Here is a 17,633-nt window from a genome sequence, read left to right as displayed (position 1 = left end):
CCCCGGGACGGGCACGGTACCCGGCCCGTCCCGGGGTCTGACTCGTCGGGCTGGCTCAGGTGCCCGTGCAGGTGACGGTGGCTCCGCTGCCGTTGCCGGTGCCCTGGAATCCGAAGCTGGTGGTCTGACCGGGGGCCAGCCGTCCGTTGTAGCTCTGGTTCGTGACGGTGACGGTGCCACTGGTACCGGTGTGCACACCGTTCCACATCGAGCTGACCGACGCGCCGTTCGGCAGGTTGAGGGTGACCCGCCAGCCGGTGAGCGCGGTGCTGCCGGCCGTGACGCTGACGTTGGCGACGAAACCACTGTTCCACTGGTCCTGCACCGAGTAGACGGCGGTGCAGGCGGGGGTCCCGCTCGGCGGCGTGGTCGGCGGAGTGCTGGGCGGGGTGGTCGGCGGAGTCGTGGGCGGCGGGGTGGTGGGCGGCGGATCGCCGTCGAGGGTCAGGTTCTTCTGCTGGACACTCCACTGGCTGCGGCACAGGCCGCAGTTGGCGCCGACGAAGTTGGTGCCGGCGGTGGTGTCCCCCTTCAGTCGCCATTTGAGGTAGAGCACCGCCACCCGGCCGAACTCGCCTCCGTTCGGCTGGTCGTAGGTCCCGCCGTGCCCGACGTTCAGGTTGCCCATGAAGGCGGGCAGTCCGGCCGGCAGCTTGCCCCAGTCGTCGATGGCGTTCGGGTACGCGATGTCACTGGGCCCGCCGATGAAGTACGCGATCGGCTTGGTCAGTCTCCGGAGCTGGTAGTCGTCGGCATCGTTCAACAGGCCGCTGCTGAAGATCCCGGTCGTGGTGACGCGGGGGTCGTTCGAGACGGCGTAGGCCTCCAGGCCCCCGCAGGAGAAGCCGGCGACCGCGATCTTGGACGTGTCGAGCTTGCCGTAGTACTTGCTGCCCTGCCGGGAGTTCTCCGCGACGGCCCAGTCGATGGACTGGGTGAGCATCTGGGCGTTGGTGGAGCCGGATCCGTTCGGGGCGCCGTTGGCGATGGCGAGGAACCCGTGGGAGGCGATCTCGCGGAGGAAGTTGCCCTGCGACAAACCGTTGGCCGAGCAGCCGCCGTTGCCCCAGGCCAGGATGGGAAGGCGCTCGGCCGGCAGTGTCTGGGGCCGGAAGATGGTGTGATTGGCCAGGCTCGCCGAGGTCTCGTGGTCGGCGGGGTATGGACCGGAACCACCGACCGCCGCGCCGGCCGGTGACGCGCCGAGCGTCACGATCACGGCAGTGGCCGGGACGATCGCGGCCACCAGGGCCGCGTAGATCTTCGATCTCCTGCTCATGCACCCTCCAGCGGATTCGGGACGGCGCTCCCTGCGGTGCGGTGGCGGTGGTTCAATCGCACCCCGACCACGGCGGCCAACGCTGGCCACGGGTCAGGTCGGTGCTGCGGACCGCCCGGCCGCGGTCCCCACAGGCGATCCGATGGGAGCTGTGTGCAGTTACTATCACTCCCGCAACGAAAAGTGTCAATGTATCGCTCGGCTACCGAGGGCTCGGACCGCCGTCGGCCCGCGGGGTGGCTGCGGTGCTCCCGCCGATCGGCTCCGGCCGGGCGGGGTCGCGTGAGGCCTGGAAATGGGTGATCCACGAGGCGGCGTCCGGCCAGTGTGGCGGTGATCAGCGACTACGCGCTTCTCGGCGACGTCAGGGTGCCGCACTGGTCTCCTCGGACGGGTCCGTGGACTGGTGGTGTCCACCCAGATTCGACGCGCCGAGCGTCTTCGCACGGCTCCTGGGCACCACCGGCGGCCACTGGTCGATCCGGCCACCGGGGCCGCACACGACCACCCGGCGCTACCTCGACGGGACCATGGTGCTCTGTACGGAGTTCCACACCCCGAGCGGCGTACTGCGTCTGACGGATGCCCTCGGCCTCGGCTTCGGTGAACGCGGGCACGGGATCGGCTTCGGGTCGCCGCACGTGCTGCTGCGGCAGGTCGACGCGGTCGCCGGCACGGTGGAGGTGGCGATCGAGGTCGTGGCCCGGCCGGAATACGGACGAACAAGTCCATCGATCGCCGAGACACCGCTGGGAATCGAGATATCCGGCGGTACCGACCGGCTGGTGCTGACCAGCGACCGTGGTCTGACAGTTGACGGTCCGGTGGTGACCGGACGATTCACGCTCACCGAGGGTGACAGCGCGGTGCTCGCGCTGCATCATCGCCGGGCCGCGGACCAGCAGATCGGGCCGCTGGACGGGCGTGCCGTACTGCGCGACACCATCGCCGCCTGGCAGTCGTGGGATCGCATCCACCAGGGCTACCAGGGGCCCTACCGGGAGCAGGTCCGGCGCAGCGCACTGGTGTTGCAGGCGTTGACCTACCAGCCGACCGGCGCGGTGATCGCCGCGGCCACCACCTCGCTGCCGGAAGTGGTAGGTGGCGCGGCGAACTGGGACTACCGGTTCGCCTGGCTCCGCGACGGCAGCTTCACCCTGAAGGCGCTCTGGGTTGCCGCCTGTCCGGACGAGGCGCGCAGGTTCTTCGACTGGATCGCCGCGTCGATGGGATCGGTGCGGGGGGCGGACCACGTGCCGATCATGTTCGGCGCTGCCGGTGAGCGTGACCTGACCGAGCACCCTCTGGAGCACCTGGAGGGCCACCGCGGCAGCCGACCTGTCCGGATCGGGAACGACGCCTGGCAGCAGAAGCAGCTCGACGTCCTCGGCGAGGTGCTGGAGTGCGCGTGGGTGCTGCGGGACCAGATGGCGGACCTGTCGCCCGCGGCCGCGGAACTGCTTCGATCGCTGGCCGACCGGGCCGCCGACACGTGGCGCCAGCCGGACGCCGGCATCTGGGAGGGACGCGAGGGCGAGCGGCACTACCTGACCTCGAAGCTGGCGTGCTGGGTGGCGCTGGACCGGGCCGTCAAGCTGGCGCGCGATCTCGACGCCGAGGCGGCGGTGCCACGGTGGTCGAAGGCCCGAGACGAGGTACGAGCGGCGATCCTGAACGAGGGGTGGAACCCGTCGAGCGAGGCGTTCACCGGCGCGTTCGGCTCCGACCACCTCGATGCCAGCGTGCTCGGCATGCCGATCCTCGGGTTCCTGCCCGGCGACGACGAGCGGGTCCTCGCCACGGTGCGAGCCATCGAACGCGACCTGACCCGGGACGGTCTGGTGCAGCGTTGGACGGGCGCGGGCGACGAGGGCGCCTTCATCACCTGCTCGTACTGGTTGGCCGAGGCACTGGCCCTGGCCGGGCGGATCGACGCGGCCCGGCAGATCTTCGACAGCGTGACCGCCCGGGCGAACGATCTCGGCCTGCTCTCGGAGGAGATCGACCGCAGCGACGGCAGCCAGATCGGCAACTTCCCCCAGGCGCTGTCCCACATCGGCCTCATCAACGCCGCCTGGGTCATCGACCAGGCGGAGGCCGGCGTCCGATCCCGTTCGGTTAGGACCGGGGCAGGCGGGTAATCGGCCGCCCGGCGTCGACGAAGGAGGCCGTGATGACCGGACGGCTGGCGGGCAGGACCGCTCTGATCACCGGCTCCGACTCGGGAATCGGGCAGGCCACCGCGATCGAGTTCGGCCGGGAGGGAGCCGACGTGGTGGTGCACTACCTGCACGACCACGCGGGCGCGAACCACACGAAGGCCGAGATCGAGAAGGCCGGTCGGCGCGCCGTTGTGGTGCAGGGCGACATCAGCGTCGAGCATCAGGTCGAGGCGATGTTCGACGAGGCCCTCGCGGAGTTCGACCGGCTCGACATCCTGATGAACGACGCGGGCGTGGACGCCTCCGGCATCCCGGTGGCCGACCTGGACACCGAGACCTGGGACCGGTCGATCCGGACCAACCTGTACGGGATGTTCTTCTGCTGTCGGCGGTTCATCCAGCACCGCCGTGACCAGGGCGGACACGGCAAGATAATCAACATCACCTCGATTCACCAGGAGGTGGCCCGGGCGGGCGGCTCCGACTACGACGCCAGCAAGGGCGGCATGCTCGAGCTGGCCAAGAGCATCGCCCTGGAGGTCGCTCCGATGCGCATGAACGTGAACAACATCGGCCCCGGCATGGTGCTCACCCCGTTCAACCAGCAGGCGATCGACGACCCGAAGTTCCTGGAGGAGCAGGTGCAGTCGATTCCGTGGAAGCGGGCCGCGCAGCCGGAGGAGATCGCCAAGCTCGCCGTCTTCCTGGCCAGCGACGACGCCGACTACGTCACCGGGTCGACGTATTTCATGGACGGCGGCCTGATGCAGAACCAGGGCCAGGGCGCGTAACTGTCCGGCCCGTCCTGCCCGAGGTGCACCGGTCGGCCGGCGAGCTGACGCGCCAGGTGGTGATGCAGGCTGTTGAGGTGAACGCCCAGGAGCCCGCCGACGAGGTCCGCATTCCCCGGGCCCAGATCGGTTCCAGCCCGCAACACCTGTTGACGACCCTGCTCGGCGAATATCTCGACTCCTCGCAGGCCGATCTGCCGTCCACGGCGGTCATCGCGATACTGGGCGAGTTCGGGGTGAGCGAGTCCAGTGCCCGTGCGGCGTTGTCCCGACTGGTCAAGCGTGGTCTCATCGCGACGCGCGGCACCAGACGACCGCCGGTCTATCACCTCACCTCGCAGGCGATCGCCAAGCACCGCTCCCGGATGCGGCACTTTCTGAACTTCGGTGCCCAACCACCGCGGTGGACCGGCGAATGGGTGATGGTCTCCTTCTCGATCCCCAGCTCCGGCCAGGCGGTTCGCCACGGGGTGCGCAGGTCGTTGAGCGCGCTACGGTTCGTGGGTCTGTACGACAGCGTGTGGATCCGACCAGGACGCGAGACCGCGCCGGTGCGGGAGGCGCTTGACGAACTGCTGCACCGCGTCGAGGGCGCTCGTTGGTCGATCATGCAGGTGCGCTTCGACGATGAGTCGGGGCCACACGGTCCGGCCTCGGCGTACGATCTGACCGCACTCTCCGCCGCCTACACGGCCTTCATCGAGCAGTACGCCGACCTGCGGGTAGCCGCCCGCAACGGCGAGGTGGACGCGGCCAGTGCGCTGGTCGCCCGGACCTCCGCCATGGATTCCTGGCGCAGGTTCCCGGACACCGATCCGGATCTGCCCCATCATCTGCTGCCCCGGCCATGGCCTCGCCAACGGGCCAGGGAAACCTTTCTCGACATCCACTCCGCGCTCGGTGCGCTCGCCCAGGCACGTCTGGTCCAGGTGGCGACACCGTACCCCGGCGTACCCGTGCCGGCGCCTCCTACTCCCCGGCGCGGTCCGGCCTCCCGGCGCCGGTCAGCGGCGGCTGAGTGCCGACTCCAGGCGCTGGATGAGCGTCTTGCGGCCCTTTCCCGCGCGTTCCTCCCGCAGTGCCGCCCGGAGCTGGCCGGTGTCGAGGTCGCGGACGTGTCGGGCCGCTTCGGCTACCGGCAGATCGGTGAGCGACACGGACGAGACGGCGTTCCGCCGGGCGCGTTTGGCCGGACCGGTGTTGGCGACGTACTGCTTCCCGGACTTCGACGCCTTCCGCTTCTTGGCGTCGGTCGCCTGCCGCTGTTCGGCGGAGAGCTGCTTCCACGCCTGATCGGGCAGGTAACGGTCGGTCTCGCCGTCGTGTCGCGCCCGGGTGCCGCCCTGCCTGGTCCGCCACTTCTGGTCGCCCCACTGCTGCAGGGACTTCTGCCGCTCGTCCTTCGGGCCCTGATAGCCGCCACCGCGCTTCTGGTACTCCTTGGTGAGCAGCTGCGACTTGCGCGCCGACCACTGTCCCGGACGGCCACCCCGGTCGGACGCCTTGATCTCTTCCTTGAGCTGTTCGCGCAGCTCAGGCTTCGTGTACCGCGCCATGGGCACTGGGTACCCACGGCCGCGCGCGGTACGCACCGGCACCGGGATCGCCGGCACCCGACAGCCGGCCGCCACTGCGGCTCACGACCCGCGGACCGCCTCGCTTATCGTCTCGGCGATCTCGCTCGGCTGGGCCACCGCCATCGCGTGCGAGCCGCCGACGATCTCCCGCTGGCCACGTGGTTCGGCCCGCTCGGCCATGAACCGGTGCGCGGCGACCGGAATGTTCCGGTCCGCGTCCCCGAAGATGAACCAGCTGGGCAGCGACCGCCAGGCGGGGGCCCCGGAGAGTTCGTCGCCCAGGGCACGTTCGGTGATCGGCCGCTGGGTCCGGGCCATCAGCGCGGCAAGGTCGGCCGGCACGTCGGCGGCGAACTGCGCGTGGTAGGCGTCCTGGCCGATCGCCACCTCGTTACCGCCGGTGGACAACGGATACTTCACCAGTGTGTCAGCGAGCGTGCTGCCGGGGAATTTTCCGGACAGCGACAACGCCGTTTCACCGGTGTCCGGGGCGAGGGCGTTGACGTACACGAGCGCCCGTACCGACGGATCGCCGGCGGCAGCCTGCGTGATGACCATTCCCCCGTACGAGTGGCCGACGAGGACGACCGGACCGCCGATCCCGCGCATCACGTCTCGCACGTACGCCGCGTCACCCGCGACGTCCCGCAACGGGTTGGCGGCGGCCACCACGTCGTACGCGGGGGCCAGCCGTTCGATCACACCGTTCCAGCTCGCCGACTCGGCGAACGCGCCGTGCACGAGAACGATGGTGGGCTGCGAGTCAGGCATGACGCTGCGCTCCCTCACTGCGTGCAGATGTCACCGCCGGCCTCGGCGGTCCGGCTGAATACCCGCCAGACAGAGGTGAAACCGGCGGCAGCCTCAGCAGGGCTACCGCGATCAGCACGGGTTGACCACCGCACCCCCGGTCAGTAAGTTGGCTAACTAACTGAGTGCCGAGGGGGCATGTTGAACCGCCATCCCGACAAACGCAGCCGCCTGGTCGACGCCGCCGTTCGGCTGGTGCATGAGCAGGGATTCGCCCGCACCACGCTCGCGGACATCGCCGGCGCGGCCGGGGTGCCGCTGGGCAACGTCTACTACTACTTCAAGACGAAGGAGGCCATCGGCGAAGCGCTCGTCGCACAACACGCCGGGCGTTACGCCACGCTCCGTGGACAGTGGAATCAGAGTGGTGATGCCCGGTCGCGACTGGCGGCGTTCGTACAGATGACGGCCGACAACCGCGCGGCACTGGCCCGCAGCGGGTGCCCGGTCGGCACCCTGTGTGCCGAGCTGCACAAGGCCGGCGGTCCACTGGCCGAGCAGACAGGCGCCATCTTCACCGAGTTGCTCGGCTGGTTGGAGGAGCAGTTCCGCGCGCTCGGACGTGACGCCGACGCCGCCGACCTGGCCCTGCACCTGCTGTCCGCGCTCCAGGGCGTGTCGCTGATCGCGCACAGCCTCGACGACCCCGCGTACGTCGACCGGGAGACCACCCGGCTGATCGGCTGGATCCGAACCCTGTAGTCCGCCCAGCGACAGCAAGGAGCAACCGTGATCGTCCTACTGTCCGCTCCGTCCTCTGCCGCCGGTAGCCCGACCGAGGCGACGGCATGAGCGGACGACCACGCACCACCCGAGTTCTGGTCACCGGTGCCACCGGCTTCCTCGGCCGCAACATCCTCGCCGCGTTGGCCACCCGGCAAGACGTCACCGCCATCGCCGCCTGCCGCACGCCCGACCGACTTCCGGCCGAGTTCGCTGGCGAAACCCGGGTCGGCGACCTGCGCGACCCCGGGTACCGCAACGCCGTCGTCGATGCCGTGGACGTCGTCTGCCACGCCGGCACCTGGGGTGCCTTCTGGGGCCACGCCGAACTGGAGCGCCGTCAGTTCTTCGAGCCCAATCGGGACCTCATCGACCAGGCGATCGACCGGGGTGTCCGCCGGTTCGTCCAGACCAGCACGATCGCGATCGCCGCGCGCCCCGCCGACGGCGGCCCGATAGACGACTTCGCCCCGACCCGCCGCACCGGCTTCTGGCCCCACCTCGACCGGCTCATCGACCTCGACGATTACATGCGCCGTCGCAGCGATCGCGGCACCCAGATGGTCACCATGCGCCTCGGGCACTTTGTCGGGGCCGGCAACGCCCTCGGCATGGTGCCGGCACTCGTACCCCGACTACGCACCCGCCTCGTGCCCTGGCTGGCCGGCGGACGCGCTCGACTCGCACTCGTGGGCGGTGGCGACCTGGGTGAGGCGTTCGCGCTGGCCGCGACCGCCGACCGGCTCGACGACTACGAGTCGTTCAACATCTGCGGCCCGACCTCGCCCGCCGCCCGCGACGTCATCGAGTTCATCGCCGACGAGACCGGTTCCCCGCGGCCCTGGTTCAGCGTCCCGTACAGCGTTGGGTACGCCTTCGCCTGGCTGATGGAGAAGTTGCACCCCTTCCTGCCCGGCTCCGAGCCCTTCCTGACCCGGTCTCTGGTGCATGTCTCCGAAGACTGGGACTGCCCCTCCGACCACGCCGCCCGCACCCTCGGGTACACCCCCCGCGAGGACTGGCGGAACGCCGTCCGCGCGGCTCTCGCCGAAGCCGAGGCCGCCGGCTACCCCTGGCCCCGCCTCGCCCAACCCGCGTGAGCGACGGAGGAGACGACATCGCCGCCGCCGTGCGGCCATACCAGTGCGACCTGAACGGACGGACATGTGGCACCGCCGGACGCACCATGACCAGCAGCACCGAGCATCGTCCGAAAAACTTTCGGTTGCTGCCCGAAACTACCGGTTGAAAACAATGGATTTATCTGCCAGCCTGAGAGCCATCGATCGATGTGATCGTTAACATCACTTCCAGTCGCTGGAGGCGCCGCACCCGAGCACCAGGCCCCACCACCATCCCAGGTCACCACGTCCACCACCACCTCACGCCGCAACCACCTCCCGGCGGGCGACCTGGCCACTCATCGCAACCCTTCACCTGCTGGTCAGTGGCCGGAGCCGACTTCCGACCGGGTGCGCCAGATGTGGGTCCCGCATCGACCGGCGGGCTCGACATCGTGGGACTCCGCCGATCCCGAGCGGAATCTTCCACCGAACAGCGACCGCGTTTGTCCTAATCCCACCACTGGAGGATCAGCATGATCTCCCGGACCCGTCCCTCCGGGCGTCGACTTCGAACGCTCTCCGTCTCCGGAACTGCCGCGATAGTTGCGGCCCTCGTCGTGTCGTTGCTACCCAGTCTCGCCCACGCCGCCGAGACCACCCTCGCCGCGGCTGCCGGCCAGTCCGGCCGGTACTTCGGTGCCGCGGTAGCGGCGAACAAGCTCAACGACGGTGCGTACACGACGATCCTGAACCGCGAGTTCAACTCGGTCACGCCCGAGAACGAAATGAAGATCGACGCGACCGAGCCGCAGCAGAACAACTTCACGTTCGGCAACGCGGACCGGATCGTCAACCACGCCCTGTCCCGGGGCTGGAAGGTGCGGGGCCACACCCTGGCCTGGCACTCGCAGCAGCCCGGCTGGATGCAGAACATGTCGGGCACCGCGCTGCGTAACGCGATGCTCAACCACGTCACCCGGGTCGCCTCCTACTACCGCGGCAAGATCGACTCGTGGGACGTGGTGAACGAGGCGTTCGAGGACGGCAACAGCGGCGCGCGGCGTGACTCGAACCTGCAGCGCACCGGCAACGACTGGATCGAGGCCGCGTTCCGGGCCGCGCGGGCCGCCGACCCGGAGGCCAAGCTCTGCTACAACGACTACAACACCGACAACTGGACCTGGGCCAAGACCCAGGCCGTCTACCGGATGGTGCAGGACTTCAAGCAGCGCGGCGTGCCGATCGACTGCGTCGGGTTCCAGTCGCACTTCAACGCGCAGTCGGCGTACAACAGCAACTACCGCACCACGCTGTCCAGCTTCGCCGCGCTCGGCGTGGACGTGCAGATCACCGAGCTGGACATCGAAGGCTCCGGCACCACCCAGGCCAACACCTACCGCAACGTGGTCAACGACTGCCTCGCGGTGCCCCGCTGCAACGGCATCACCGTGTGGGGCATCCGGGACAGCGACTCGTGGCGCTCGTACGGCACCCCGCTGCTGTTCGACAACAACGGCAACAAGAAGCAGGCGTACACGGCCACGCTGGACGCGCTGAACAGCGCCGACCCCGGGCCGACTCCCACGCCCACCACGCCGGGGCCCACCCCCACGCCGACGCCGACCACCCCACCGCCGTCCGGTTCGGCCAACGAGATCGTCGGCAGCCAGTCGGGCCGCTGCGTCGACGTACCCAACGCCTCTCGTGACAACGGCACCCGGGTGCAGCTCTACGACTGCAACAAGCAGACCAACCAGTCCTGGACCTACACCTCGAACAAGCAGCTACGCGTCTACGGCGACATGTGCCTCGACGCCGGCGGCTCCGGAAACGGCGCCGCGATCCAGATCTACAGCTGTCACAGCGGCACCAACCAGCAGTGGAACGTCAACTCCAACGGCACCATCAGCGGCGTCCAGTCCGGGCGTTGCCTGGACGTCTGGAGCACCAGCAACGGAGCGCAGGTCCAGCTCTACGACTGCCACGGGCAGCCCAACCAGCAGTTCCGCCTCAACCCGCTCGGCGGTCCCACGACCCCGCCGACCACCACGCCGCCGACCACCACCCCGCCGCCGACCGGTACCTGCAACCTGCCGTCGAGCTACCGGTGGTCGTCGACCGGCGCCCTGGCGCAGCCCAGGTCGGGTTGGGTCTCGCTGAAGGACTTCACCCACGCGCCGTACAACGGTCAGCACCTGGTGTACGGGACCACCCACGACACCGGCACCACCTGGGGGTCGATGAACTTCGGCCTGTTCTCGAACTGGAACCAGATGGGTTCGGCCAGCCAGAACGCGATGCCGTTCGCGGCGGTCGCCCCCTCACTGTTCTACTTCGCACCCCGCAACATCTGGGTCCTGGCCTACCAGTGGGGTGGACCGGCGTTCTCGTACCGGACCTCGACCGACCCGACGAACGTGAACAGCTGGTCGGCGCACCAGACGCTGTTCACCGGGTCGATCTCGAACTCCAGCACTGGCCCGATCGACCAGGCGCTCATCGGTGACGACCAGAACATGTACCTGTTCTTCGCCGGTGACAACGGCCGCATCTACCGGGCGAGCATGCCGATCGGGAACTTCCCGGGCAGCTTCGGGTCGAACTACACCACGATCATGACCGACACCACGAACAACCTGTTCGAAGGTGTCCAGGTGTACAAGCTGCAGGGTCAGCAGCGGTACCTGATGATCGTCGAGGCGATCGGTTCGCAGGGCCGGTACTTCCGGTCGTTCACCGCGACCAGCCTGGGCGGCAGTTGGACGCCGCAGGCGGCCACCGAGAGCAACCCGTTCGCCGGTAAGGCCAACAGCGGCGCCACCTGGACCAACGACATCAGCCACGGTGAGTTGATCCGGACCAACGCCGACCAGACCATGACCATCGACCCCTGCAACCTGCAGATGCTCTACCAGGGCCGTTCCCCCAACTCCGGCGGCGACTACGGCCTGCTGCCGTACCGCCCGGGAGTGCTGACCCTGCAGCGCTGACGGCGACGGATCCGGCTCGGGCACAGCCGGATCGGGCGGGCTCGGCGCAGTCCGGGCCCGCCCATCCCTCACACACCCCACCACCAGGAGGTATCGACAGTGCGAGGACACGCACATCACCCCCCGCTCGCGAGGGAAGATCATGCCGGCCGAGTGTCCCCCGGCATTCGGCGTCGGCTGCTCAAGCTCGCCACGGCGGGGCTCGCGGCCGCCGTCGGGATGTTCACCGTGACGGTGGCGACCGGGTCCGCATCGGCCGCCGACAACCCGTACCAGCGGGGCCCGGACCCCACCCGGGCCAGCGTCGCGGCCGTCAACGGCCCGTTCGCCAACACGTCGGTAAGCGTCCCGACCGGGTACGGCTTCAACGGCGGCAGGATCTACTACCCGACCGACACCAGCCAGGGCACCTTCGGTGCCATCGCGATCTCGCCTGGTTACACGGCGTTGTTCTCCGCCGAGTTGGCCTGGATGGGCCCGTGGCTGGCCTCGCACGGCTTCGTCGTGATCGGCATCGAGACCAACAGCCGTAACGACTTCGACACCGCCCGAGGCACCCAGTTGCTCGCCGCGCTCGACTACCTGACGCAGCAGAGCCCGGTACGCGACCGGGTCGACCCGAACCGGTTGGCCGTCTCCGGTCACTCGATGGGCGGCGGTGGAGCGCTCAGCGCGGCCATCCGGCGCTCGTCGTTGAAGGCGGCGGTCGGCATCACGCCGTACTCGCCGTCGCAGAACCTGGCCAACGACCGGGTGCCCACGATGGTCATCTCGGGGCAGGCGGACACCGTGGTCACCCCGTCCTACGCCCTCAACCTGTACAACAGCCTTCCGGCCTCGACGGAGAGCGTCTACCTCGAGGTCGCCGGTGGGGACCACGGGTTCATGGTCGGCCGGTCCAACCCGGTGTTGATCCGGACCATGCTGCCGTTCCTGAAGATGTTCGTCGACAACGACTCGCGGTACAGCCAGTTCCTCTGCCCGCTGCTGGACAGCAGCGGAGTGGTCACCTACCGCAGCACCTGCCCGTTGCTGCCGACGGACCCGACCACGCCGCCGACCGGCAGCCCAACGCCGACGCCGACCACCCCACCGCCCTCCGGCTCGGCCAACGAGATCATCGGCACCCAGTCCGGCCGCTGCGTCGACGTACCCAACGCCTCCCGCAACAACGGCACCCGCGTCCAGCTCTACGACTGCAACAAGCAGACCAACCAGTCCTGGACCTACACCTCAAACAGGCAACTACGCGTCTACGACAACATGTGCCTCGACGCCGCAGGCTCCGGCAACGGCGCCGCCATCCAGATCTACACCTGCCACAGCGGCACCAACCAACAATGGAACGTCAACTCCAACGGCACCATCACCGGCGTCCAGTCCGGACGCTGCCTCGACGTCTGGAGCAGCAACAACGGAGCCCAGATCCAGCTCTACGACTGCCACGGACAACCCAACCAACAATTCCGCCTCGCACCCCTCGCCTGACAGCCACGGCCTCGCCGATGAACAGTCCATCCGAGGCCGGGCAGGCTCACCGGCTGTAGGGCGCAGGTAGCAAGTCCGACCAGAGACCGGGCGGGCTCGGCATCAGCCGAGCCCGCCCGCGCCGCGCAGGCCCCTCCATCGATCCTCCTGCCCGGACGACATTAGGTGCTTCATTGACGGTCGTCAGGAAAGTGCCTAATGTTGGGTATCCACCACCATCAATGGAGGCACCATGAGACGAACCAGGGCGGCGTTGGCCGGGTTGGCCAGCTTCCTGCTCCTCAGCTTGGGTCTTGTCGTACTGTCCTCGCCGGCTTCCGCCGCCTCGCTGGTCGAGGTGACGAACTTCGGCAACAACCCGGGCGGCATGCGGATGCACCTCTACGTGCCGGACAACCGCCCCGCGAATCCCGCCATCGTGGTCGCCATGCACGGCTGCGGCGGGTCGGGGCCGGGCTTCTACTCGGGCAGCGAGTTCGCCTCGCTGTCGAACCAGTACGGGTTCATCGTCATCTACCCGAGCGCCATGCAGGAGGCCGGCTTCGGCAAGTGCTTCGACACCTGGTCCGACGCGTCCAAGCGCCGAGGTGGCGGCAGCGACCCGGTCTCCATCGAGTCGATGGTGAACTACGTGCGGACGCAGCACGGTGGTGACATCAACCGGGTCTACGCCACGGGCAGCTCGTCCGGCGGCATGATGACCCAGCACCTGCTCGCGGTCTACCCCGACCTGTACAAGGCGGGTGCGTCCTTCATGGGCGTACCGTTCAACTGCTTCGCCAATGCGGCGGCCTACCCGCCCGGTGGTCCCTGCACCAACGGCTCGATGAACCGGACCCCGCAGCAGTGGGGCGACGCGGTACGGGCGGCGTACCCCGGCTACACCGGCCCGCGCCCGCCGATCCAGCTGTGGCACGGCACCAACGACACGCTGGTGCCGTACTCACTGCTGCAGGAGTCGATCGAGCAGTGGACCAATGTGCACGGGCTGAGCCAGACGCCGACGTCCACGGACACCCCGCAGGCAAACTGGAACCGCCGCCGCTTCGGCACCCAGGTCGAGGCCTACGCCATCCAGGGCGCCGGGCACAGCCTGCCGTCCAGCGGTATGGCCCGGGTCGCCATCCAGTTCTTCGGCCTGGACCGGTCGACCCCACCCAGTACGACGCCGCCACCGACCGGCACGCCTACCCCGACCCCGACGCCCACCCCCACGCCGACACCGACCACCCCACCGCCCTCCGGCTCGGCCAACGAGATCATCGGCACCCAGTCCGGCCGCTGCGTCGACGTACCCAACGCCTCCCGCAACAACGGCACCCGCGTCCAGCTCTACGACTGCAACAAGCAGACCAACCAGTCCTGGACCTACACCTCAAACAGGCAACTACGCGTCTACGACAACATGTGCCTCGACGCCGCAGGCTCCGGCAACGGCGCCGCCATCCAGATCTACACCTGCCACAGCGGCACCAACCAACAATGGAACGTCAACTCCAACGGCACCATCACCGGCGTCCAGTCCGGACGCTGCCTCGACGTCTGGAGCAGCAACAACGGAGCCCAGATCCAGCTCTACGACTGCCACGGACAACCCAACCAACAATTCCGCCTCGCACCCCTCGCATAACGACCACCACGGGGGCGAGGGCGATCAGGTCCACCGATCCGTGCGGCGGCACCCGAAGACCCTGAAGATCATGATCGAGACGGGCGGGCCCGGCATCACGCCGAGCCCGCCCGTTCCATCTCGATACGGACCGCGCCGCTCGGTCCGGCCGCAGGGTAGTGCGACGAACGGATGACGGTTGCTGCCCGGCACCGTGACGTTCCGACCTCGCGGGCAGCCGCGGGGTTTGCTGTCGGGAGGTTCGGGTAGCGGGCCAGCCAGGGCACCCGACCGCTGTACTACCACCGGGAGGACTACACCGTGACGGTCCGATCGCGCTGGGTGGCACTGTTGGCTGGCGGAGCGATGCTGATCGCCACCGCCGGCTGCACGGCCGCCGACGACGAAGGAGCGGCTGCGGCGCCGACCGCCGCGTCGTCGGCCGCGCCCGCACCGGCCGCAGCCGATCTGCCACAGATCGTCGCCCGACTGCAGCCCTCGGTCGTCACCGTTCGGGTCGGTCAGGGTCTCGGCTCCGGGGTCGTGTTCCGGGAGGGTGGGCTGATCCTCACCAACGAGCACGTCGTTGGTGACGAGGAGAACGTGGAGGTCGCCCTCGCCGACGGCACCCGCGTACCGGCCCGGGTGGTCGCCGCCGACGCCGTCACCGATCTCGCCGTGCTCCGCGCGGAGCGCGCCGACCTGCCGCCCGCACCGTTCCACACCGAGCTTCCGCCACCGGGTGAGCCGGTCCTCGCGCTCGGCAGCCCACTGGGCTTCCTCAACAGCGTCACCGCCGGCATCGTCTCCGGCGTCGGTCGGGAGATCCCCGGTTCGGCGGGTCAGGGCAACGCCCTGGTCGACCTGATCCAGACCGACGCGGCGATCTCACCCGGCAACTCGGGCGGCGCGCTCGCCGACTACTCCGGCCGGGTCATCGGCATCAACGACGCCTACCTGCCGCCGCAGACCGGCGCGGTGTCAATCGGCTTCGCGATCCCCGCCGCCACCGCCCTGGACATCGCCGACGACCTCCTCGACGACGGCCGGGTCACCCAGCCGTACCTCGGGGTGGCCGTGGCGCGCCTGACCCCCCAGATCGCCCGGTCGCTGAATGCCGGCACCGACCGAGGGGTCCTGGTCCGCGACGTCGACGAAAACGGTCCGTCGGCCGCCGCCGGTCTGCGGCCCGGGGACATCGTCACGCAGGTGGCCGGTGAGCGCATCGACACGCTTGAGGCGTTCATCGGCGCGTTGCGGTCGGTCGAGCCCGGCCAGCCCGTCTCGATGACCTACCTGCGCGGCGGCGACACCCGGCAGACCAGGGTCACGCCGACCGCCGCCACCCGCTGAGGTCGCCCGGCTCTGGTGTACCTCGGGGCCAGAGTCGGCGGCGTCGGCTGCGGCGGCGCGTACGAAGGGTTCCCGCAACGCGGCGGAGATCATCCCTAGCCGCCGCGCCTCCGCGTCCACGTCCATCCGCTCGATCATCGGCGACCGCTGCTCCAGTCCGGCACCAGCCTCAGGGCGAGCGAGTCGTACCTGCCGCTGGCGGCGCACCGCCGACAGGATGGCCGCCGCTTCGCCGGCCGCGGCTGCCCGGTCCCGGTCCCAGCCCGCCTCGATGGCACGGTGCCGGGCCACCGCCTTCAGGCGTGGGTCCAGTTGGCCGGTGGCTTGCAGTCCATCACCGATCTCCACGCATCGCCGGTACAGTCGCTGGCCGACGCCCCACGCGACGCCGCGGGCACGTTCAGGTCGACGCGGCGTCTGCAGCGCGATCGTCGGGAACGCCCGATACAGCAGGTACCACAGCTCGTGCAGCTGCCGGTACGCCTCGCTCCTGCGCGGCCAGGCACGCAGGTCGTCGACGCGCTTCCAGATCGTCGACAGCACGAAGCTCGAACAGGTGAACGACACCGACAGGGTGACAAGGGTCTGTGAGACGACCGGTTCCGACCACGGCGCGCTGACATCGCCCAGCTTCAGAGCGATGAAGAATGCCTTGTGGCCGACGTAGACGCCGCCGAACGCGGCTCCCGCGCTGAGCAGGCGCATGACGACTTTCAGTCGGGTGCCGGCGTACCTTGCGTAGCCGAGGGACATGCGCAGGATGTCGGCCACGGAGACGGCAAGGTACAGCAGGAACGCCAGCATGTAGACGCCGACTTCGGGAAGGTCCCCGTACCGGTCGGCGAAGCGCAGTGGCTCGGAGGTCGGGAAGTCCGCCGCCCAGAACATCGTCGCCATCACCGTGAACACCCCGGCCAGCAGCACCAACCGCCGACGCATCTGCCGCCGTGCCCGCTGCGGGTCACCGAGGTGCAGGAAGAGGAACTGGATGGCGGTGGCCGTCAGCAGCGCCGAGCCGTGCTCGGCGAGTTTCGCCAGGTTCGGTACGCGGGTGAACTGGTCGACGGTGCTGTGGACCGGCGCCCAGCCGAGTGTGACGGCGAGACCACAGCCCAGGCAGATCGCCACGCTCGCCCAGATCTTCTGGTCCTTCGGGTCTCGCAGCAGGGCGCCCAGCTTGACGACGAGCGCCGCAACGGCTACGAGCGCGGCGACCACATGGCCGACAGCGACAAACATCTGCCATTCCCGTCTAGTGGGTCAGCGCCGCGGCGATGCGGTACATCACCGCTGCGGTGTCCTCGTGCAGGTCTTCGAAGGCGCCTACCTCCTCGACCCGGTCCAACCGAGCTCCCAGGTAGGTCGCCAGCAGCTCGGCGTCCATCTCCTGCTGCTGGTCGAAGGACGACGACGATCTGGCCAGTACCGTCTCGACAGGGTCGGCACCGGCGACAACCGTCGTGCCGGTGTGCTTCAGCGCGATGTGCATCAGCTCGTGCAACGTTGTCTGGACCTGCAACACGGGCGGCGAGTCGCGGTCGAAGAGGACATAGTCGGCCTCGGCCGTCGCCACCCACAGCCCGCACGGCCCGGCCGGCTCGTCGACGGTCATCGCGACGAGATGGATCGGCCGACCGCGTTCCTCCTCGAGCGCCGACACCAACGCCGGAACGGTCATCGGCACCGGCAGGGCGACATCGAGCCGACGCAGCAGCCGGTGTGCCCGGCGCTTCTGGTGCCACATCGTCTGTTCTGACCCTTCTGCGGACGGTGCCCGAAACAGCCCT

General features: G+C 69.1%; 11 protein-coding genes and 3 pseudogenes. 9 read left to right on the top strand and 5 right to left on the bottom strand.

Annotation, left to right across the window (positions count from 1 at the left end; genetic code table 11):
* Positions 1–55: 55 nt before the first annotated feature.
* Positions 56–1,279, bottom strand: coding sequence for a cellulose binding domain-containing protein (locus O7605_RS21135; RefSeq protein ID WP_269740766.1), 1,224 nt, complete (start codon positions 1,277–1,279; stop codon positions 56–58).
* Between the two features lie 327 nt (positions 1,280–1,606).
* Here O7605_RS21135 and O7605_RS21130 point away from each other — a divergent pair.
* From O7605_RS21130 to O7605_RS21120, 3 genes and pseudogenes are all read left to right on the top strand, one after another.
* Positions 1,607–3,420: pseudogene (locus O7605_RS21130) on the top strand (glycoside hydrolase family 15 protein).
* 32 nt (positions 3,421–3,452) lie between these two features.
* Complete coding sequence (locus O7605_RS21125) at positions 3,453–4,232, top strand: SDR family oxidoreductase (RefSeq protein WP_269740765.1); 780 nt, start codon at positions 3,453–3,455, stop codon at positions 4,230–4,232.
* Positions 4,233–4,294: 62 nt separating this feature from the next.
* A pseudogene (locus O7605_RS21120) lies at positions 4,295–5,137 on the top strand (PaaX family transcriptional regulator); the annotation flags it as partial.
* 99 nt (positions 5,138–5,236) lie between these two features.
* Here the strand turns inward: O7605_RS21120 and O7605_RS21115 are convergent.
* Together O7605_RS21115 and O7605_RS21110 are read right to left on the bottom strand one after the other, a co-directional pair.
* Positions 5,237–5,788, bottom strand: coding sequence for a hypothetical protein (locus O7605_RS21115; protein ID WP_269740764.1), 552 nt, complete (start codon positions 5,786–5,788; stop codon positions 5,237–5,239).
* 81 nt (positions 5,789–5,869) lie between these two features.
* Positions 5,870–6,580 carry an alpha/beta fold hydrolase gene (locus O7605_RS21110; RefSeq protein WP_269740763.1) on the bottom strand — a complete coding sequence of 237 codons (711 nt, stop codon included), beginning with the start codon at positions 6,578–6,580 and terminating at the stop codon, positions 5,870–5,872.
* A gap of 177 nt (positions 6,581–6,757) precedes the next feature.
* Between O7605_RS21110 and O7605_RS21105 the strand changes: the two genes are divergently transcribed.
* From O7605_RS21105 to O7605_RS21080, 6 genes are all read left to right on the top strand, one after another.
* A complete protein-coding gene (locus O7605_RS21105) occupies positions 6,758–7,321 on the top strand; it encodes a TetR/AcrR family transcriptional regulator (RefSeq protein ID WP_269740762.1) in 564 nt (187 codons plus the stop codon).
* 86 nt (positions 7,322–7,407) lie between these two features.
* Complete coding sequence (locus O7605_RS21100) at positions 7,408–8,442, top strand: NAD-dependent epimerase/dehydratase family protein (RefSeq protein WP_269740760.1); 1,035 nt, start codon at positions 7,408–7,410, stop codon at positions 8,440–8,442.
* 497 nt (positions 8,443–8,939) lie between these two features.
* A complete protein-coding gene (locus O7605_RS21095; RefSeq protein WP_443083956.1) occupies positions 8,940–11,396 on the top strand; it encodes a non-reducing end alpha-L-arabinofuranosidase family hydrolase in 2,457 nt (818 codons plus the stop codon).
* A gap of 99 nt (positions 11,397–11,495) precedes the next feature.
* Entirely contained in the window at positions 11,496–12,884 is a 1,389-nt protein-coding gene (locus O7605_RS21090; RefSeq protein ID WP_269740759.1) for a poly(ethylene terephthalate) hydrolase family protein, read from the top strand.
* A gap of 232 nt (positions 12,885–13,116) precedes the next feature.
* The gene (locus tag O7605_RS21085; protein ID WP_269740758.1) at positions 13,117–14,514 is read left to right on the top strand and encodes an extracellular catalytic domain type 1 short-chain-length polyhydroxyalkanoate depolymerase; all 1,398 of its coding nucleotides are present in this window, start codon (positions 13,117–13,119) and stop codon (positions 14,512–14,514) included.
* Positions 14,515–14,814: 300 nt separating this feature from the next.
* A complete protein-coding gene (locus O7605_RS21080) occupies positions 14,815–15,846 on the top strand; it encodes a S1C family serine protease (protein WP_269740757.1) in 1,032 nt (343 codons plus the stop codon).
* Between the two features lie 84 nt (positions 15,847–15,930).
* Here the strand turns inward: O7605_RS21080 and O7605_RS31960 are convergent.
* Positions 15,931–17,085, bottom strand: a pseudogene (locus tag O7605_RS31960) (MAB_1171c family putative transporter); the annotation flags it as partial.
* A 13-nt stretch (positions 17,086–17,098) separates the two neighbouring features.
* Positions 17,099–17,590, bottom strand: coding sequence for a hypothetical protein (locus tag O7605_RS21075; protein WP_269740756.1), 492 nt, complete (start codon positions 17,588–17,590; stop codon positions 17,099–17,101).
* Between the last annotated feature and the right edge of the window lie 43 nt (positions 17,591–17,633).

The sequence above is a fragment of the Verrucosispora sp. WMMA2121 genome (assembly GCF_027460185.1).
GTDB lineage: Bacteria > Actinomycetota > Actinomycetes > Mycobacteriales > Micromonosporaceae > Micromonospora > Micromonospora palythoicola.
The sequence above is the reverse complement of the archived record's forward strand: the minus strand, read 5'-3'. Positions and strand labels throughout refer to the sequence as shown.

Coding starts and splice junctions, on each gene's coding strand:
- O7605_RS21100 (WP_269740760.1), top strand. CDS start 7,408: ATGAGCGGACGACCACGCACCACCCGAGTTCTGGTCACCGGTGCCACC.
- O7605_RS21085 (WP_269740758.1), top strand. CDS start 13,117: ATGAGACGAACCAGGGCGGCGTTGGCCGGGTTGGCCAGCTTCCTGCTC.
- O7605_RS21135 (WP_269740766.1), bottom strand. CDS start 1,279: ATGAGCAGGAGATCGAAGATCTACGCGGCCCTGGTGGCCGCGATCGTC.
- O7605_RS21105 (WP_269740762.1), top strand. CDS start 6,758: ATGTTGAACCGCCATCCCGACAAACGCAGCCGCCTGGTCGACGCCGCC.
- O7605_RS21075 (WP_269740756.1), bottom strand. CDS start 17,590: ATGTGGCACCAGAAGCGCCGGGCACACCGGCTGCTGCGTCGGCTCGAT.
- O7605_RS21110 (WP_269740763.1), bottom strand. CDS start 6,580: ATGCCTGACTCGCAGCCCACCATCGTTCTCGTGCACGGCGCGTTCGCC.
- O7605_RS21115 (WP_269740764.1), bottom strand. CDS start 5,788: ATGGCGCGGTACACGAAGCCTGAGCTGCGCGAACAGCTCAAGGAAGAG.
- O7605_RS21125 (WP_269740765.1), top strand. CDS start 3,453: ATGACCGGACGGCTGGCGGGCAGGACCGCTCTGATCACCGGCTCCGAC.
- O7605_RS21095 (WP_443083956.1), top strand. CDS start 8,940: ATGATCTCCCGGACCCGTCCCTCCGGGCGTCGACTTCGAACGCTCTCC.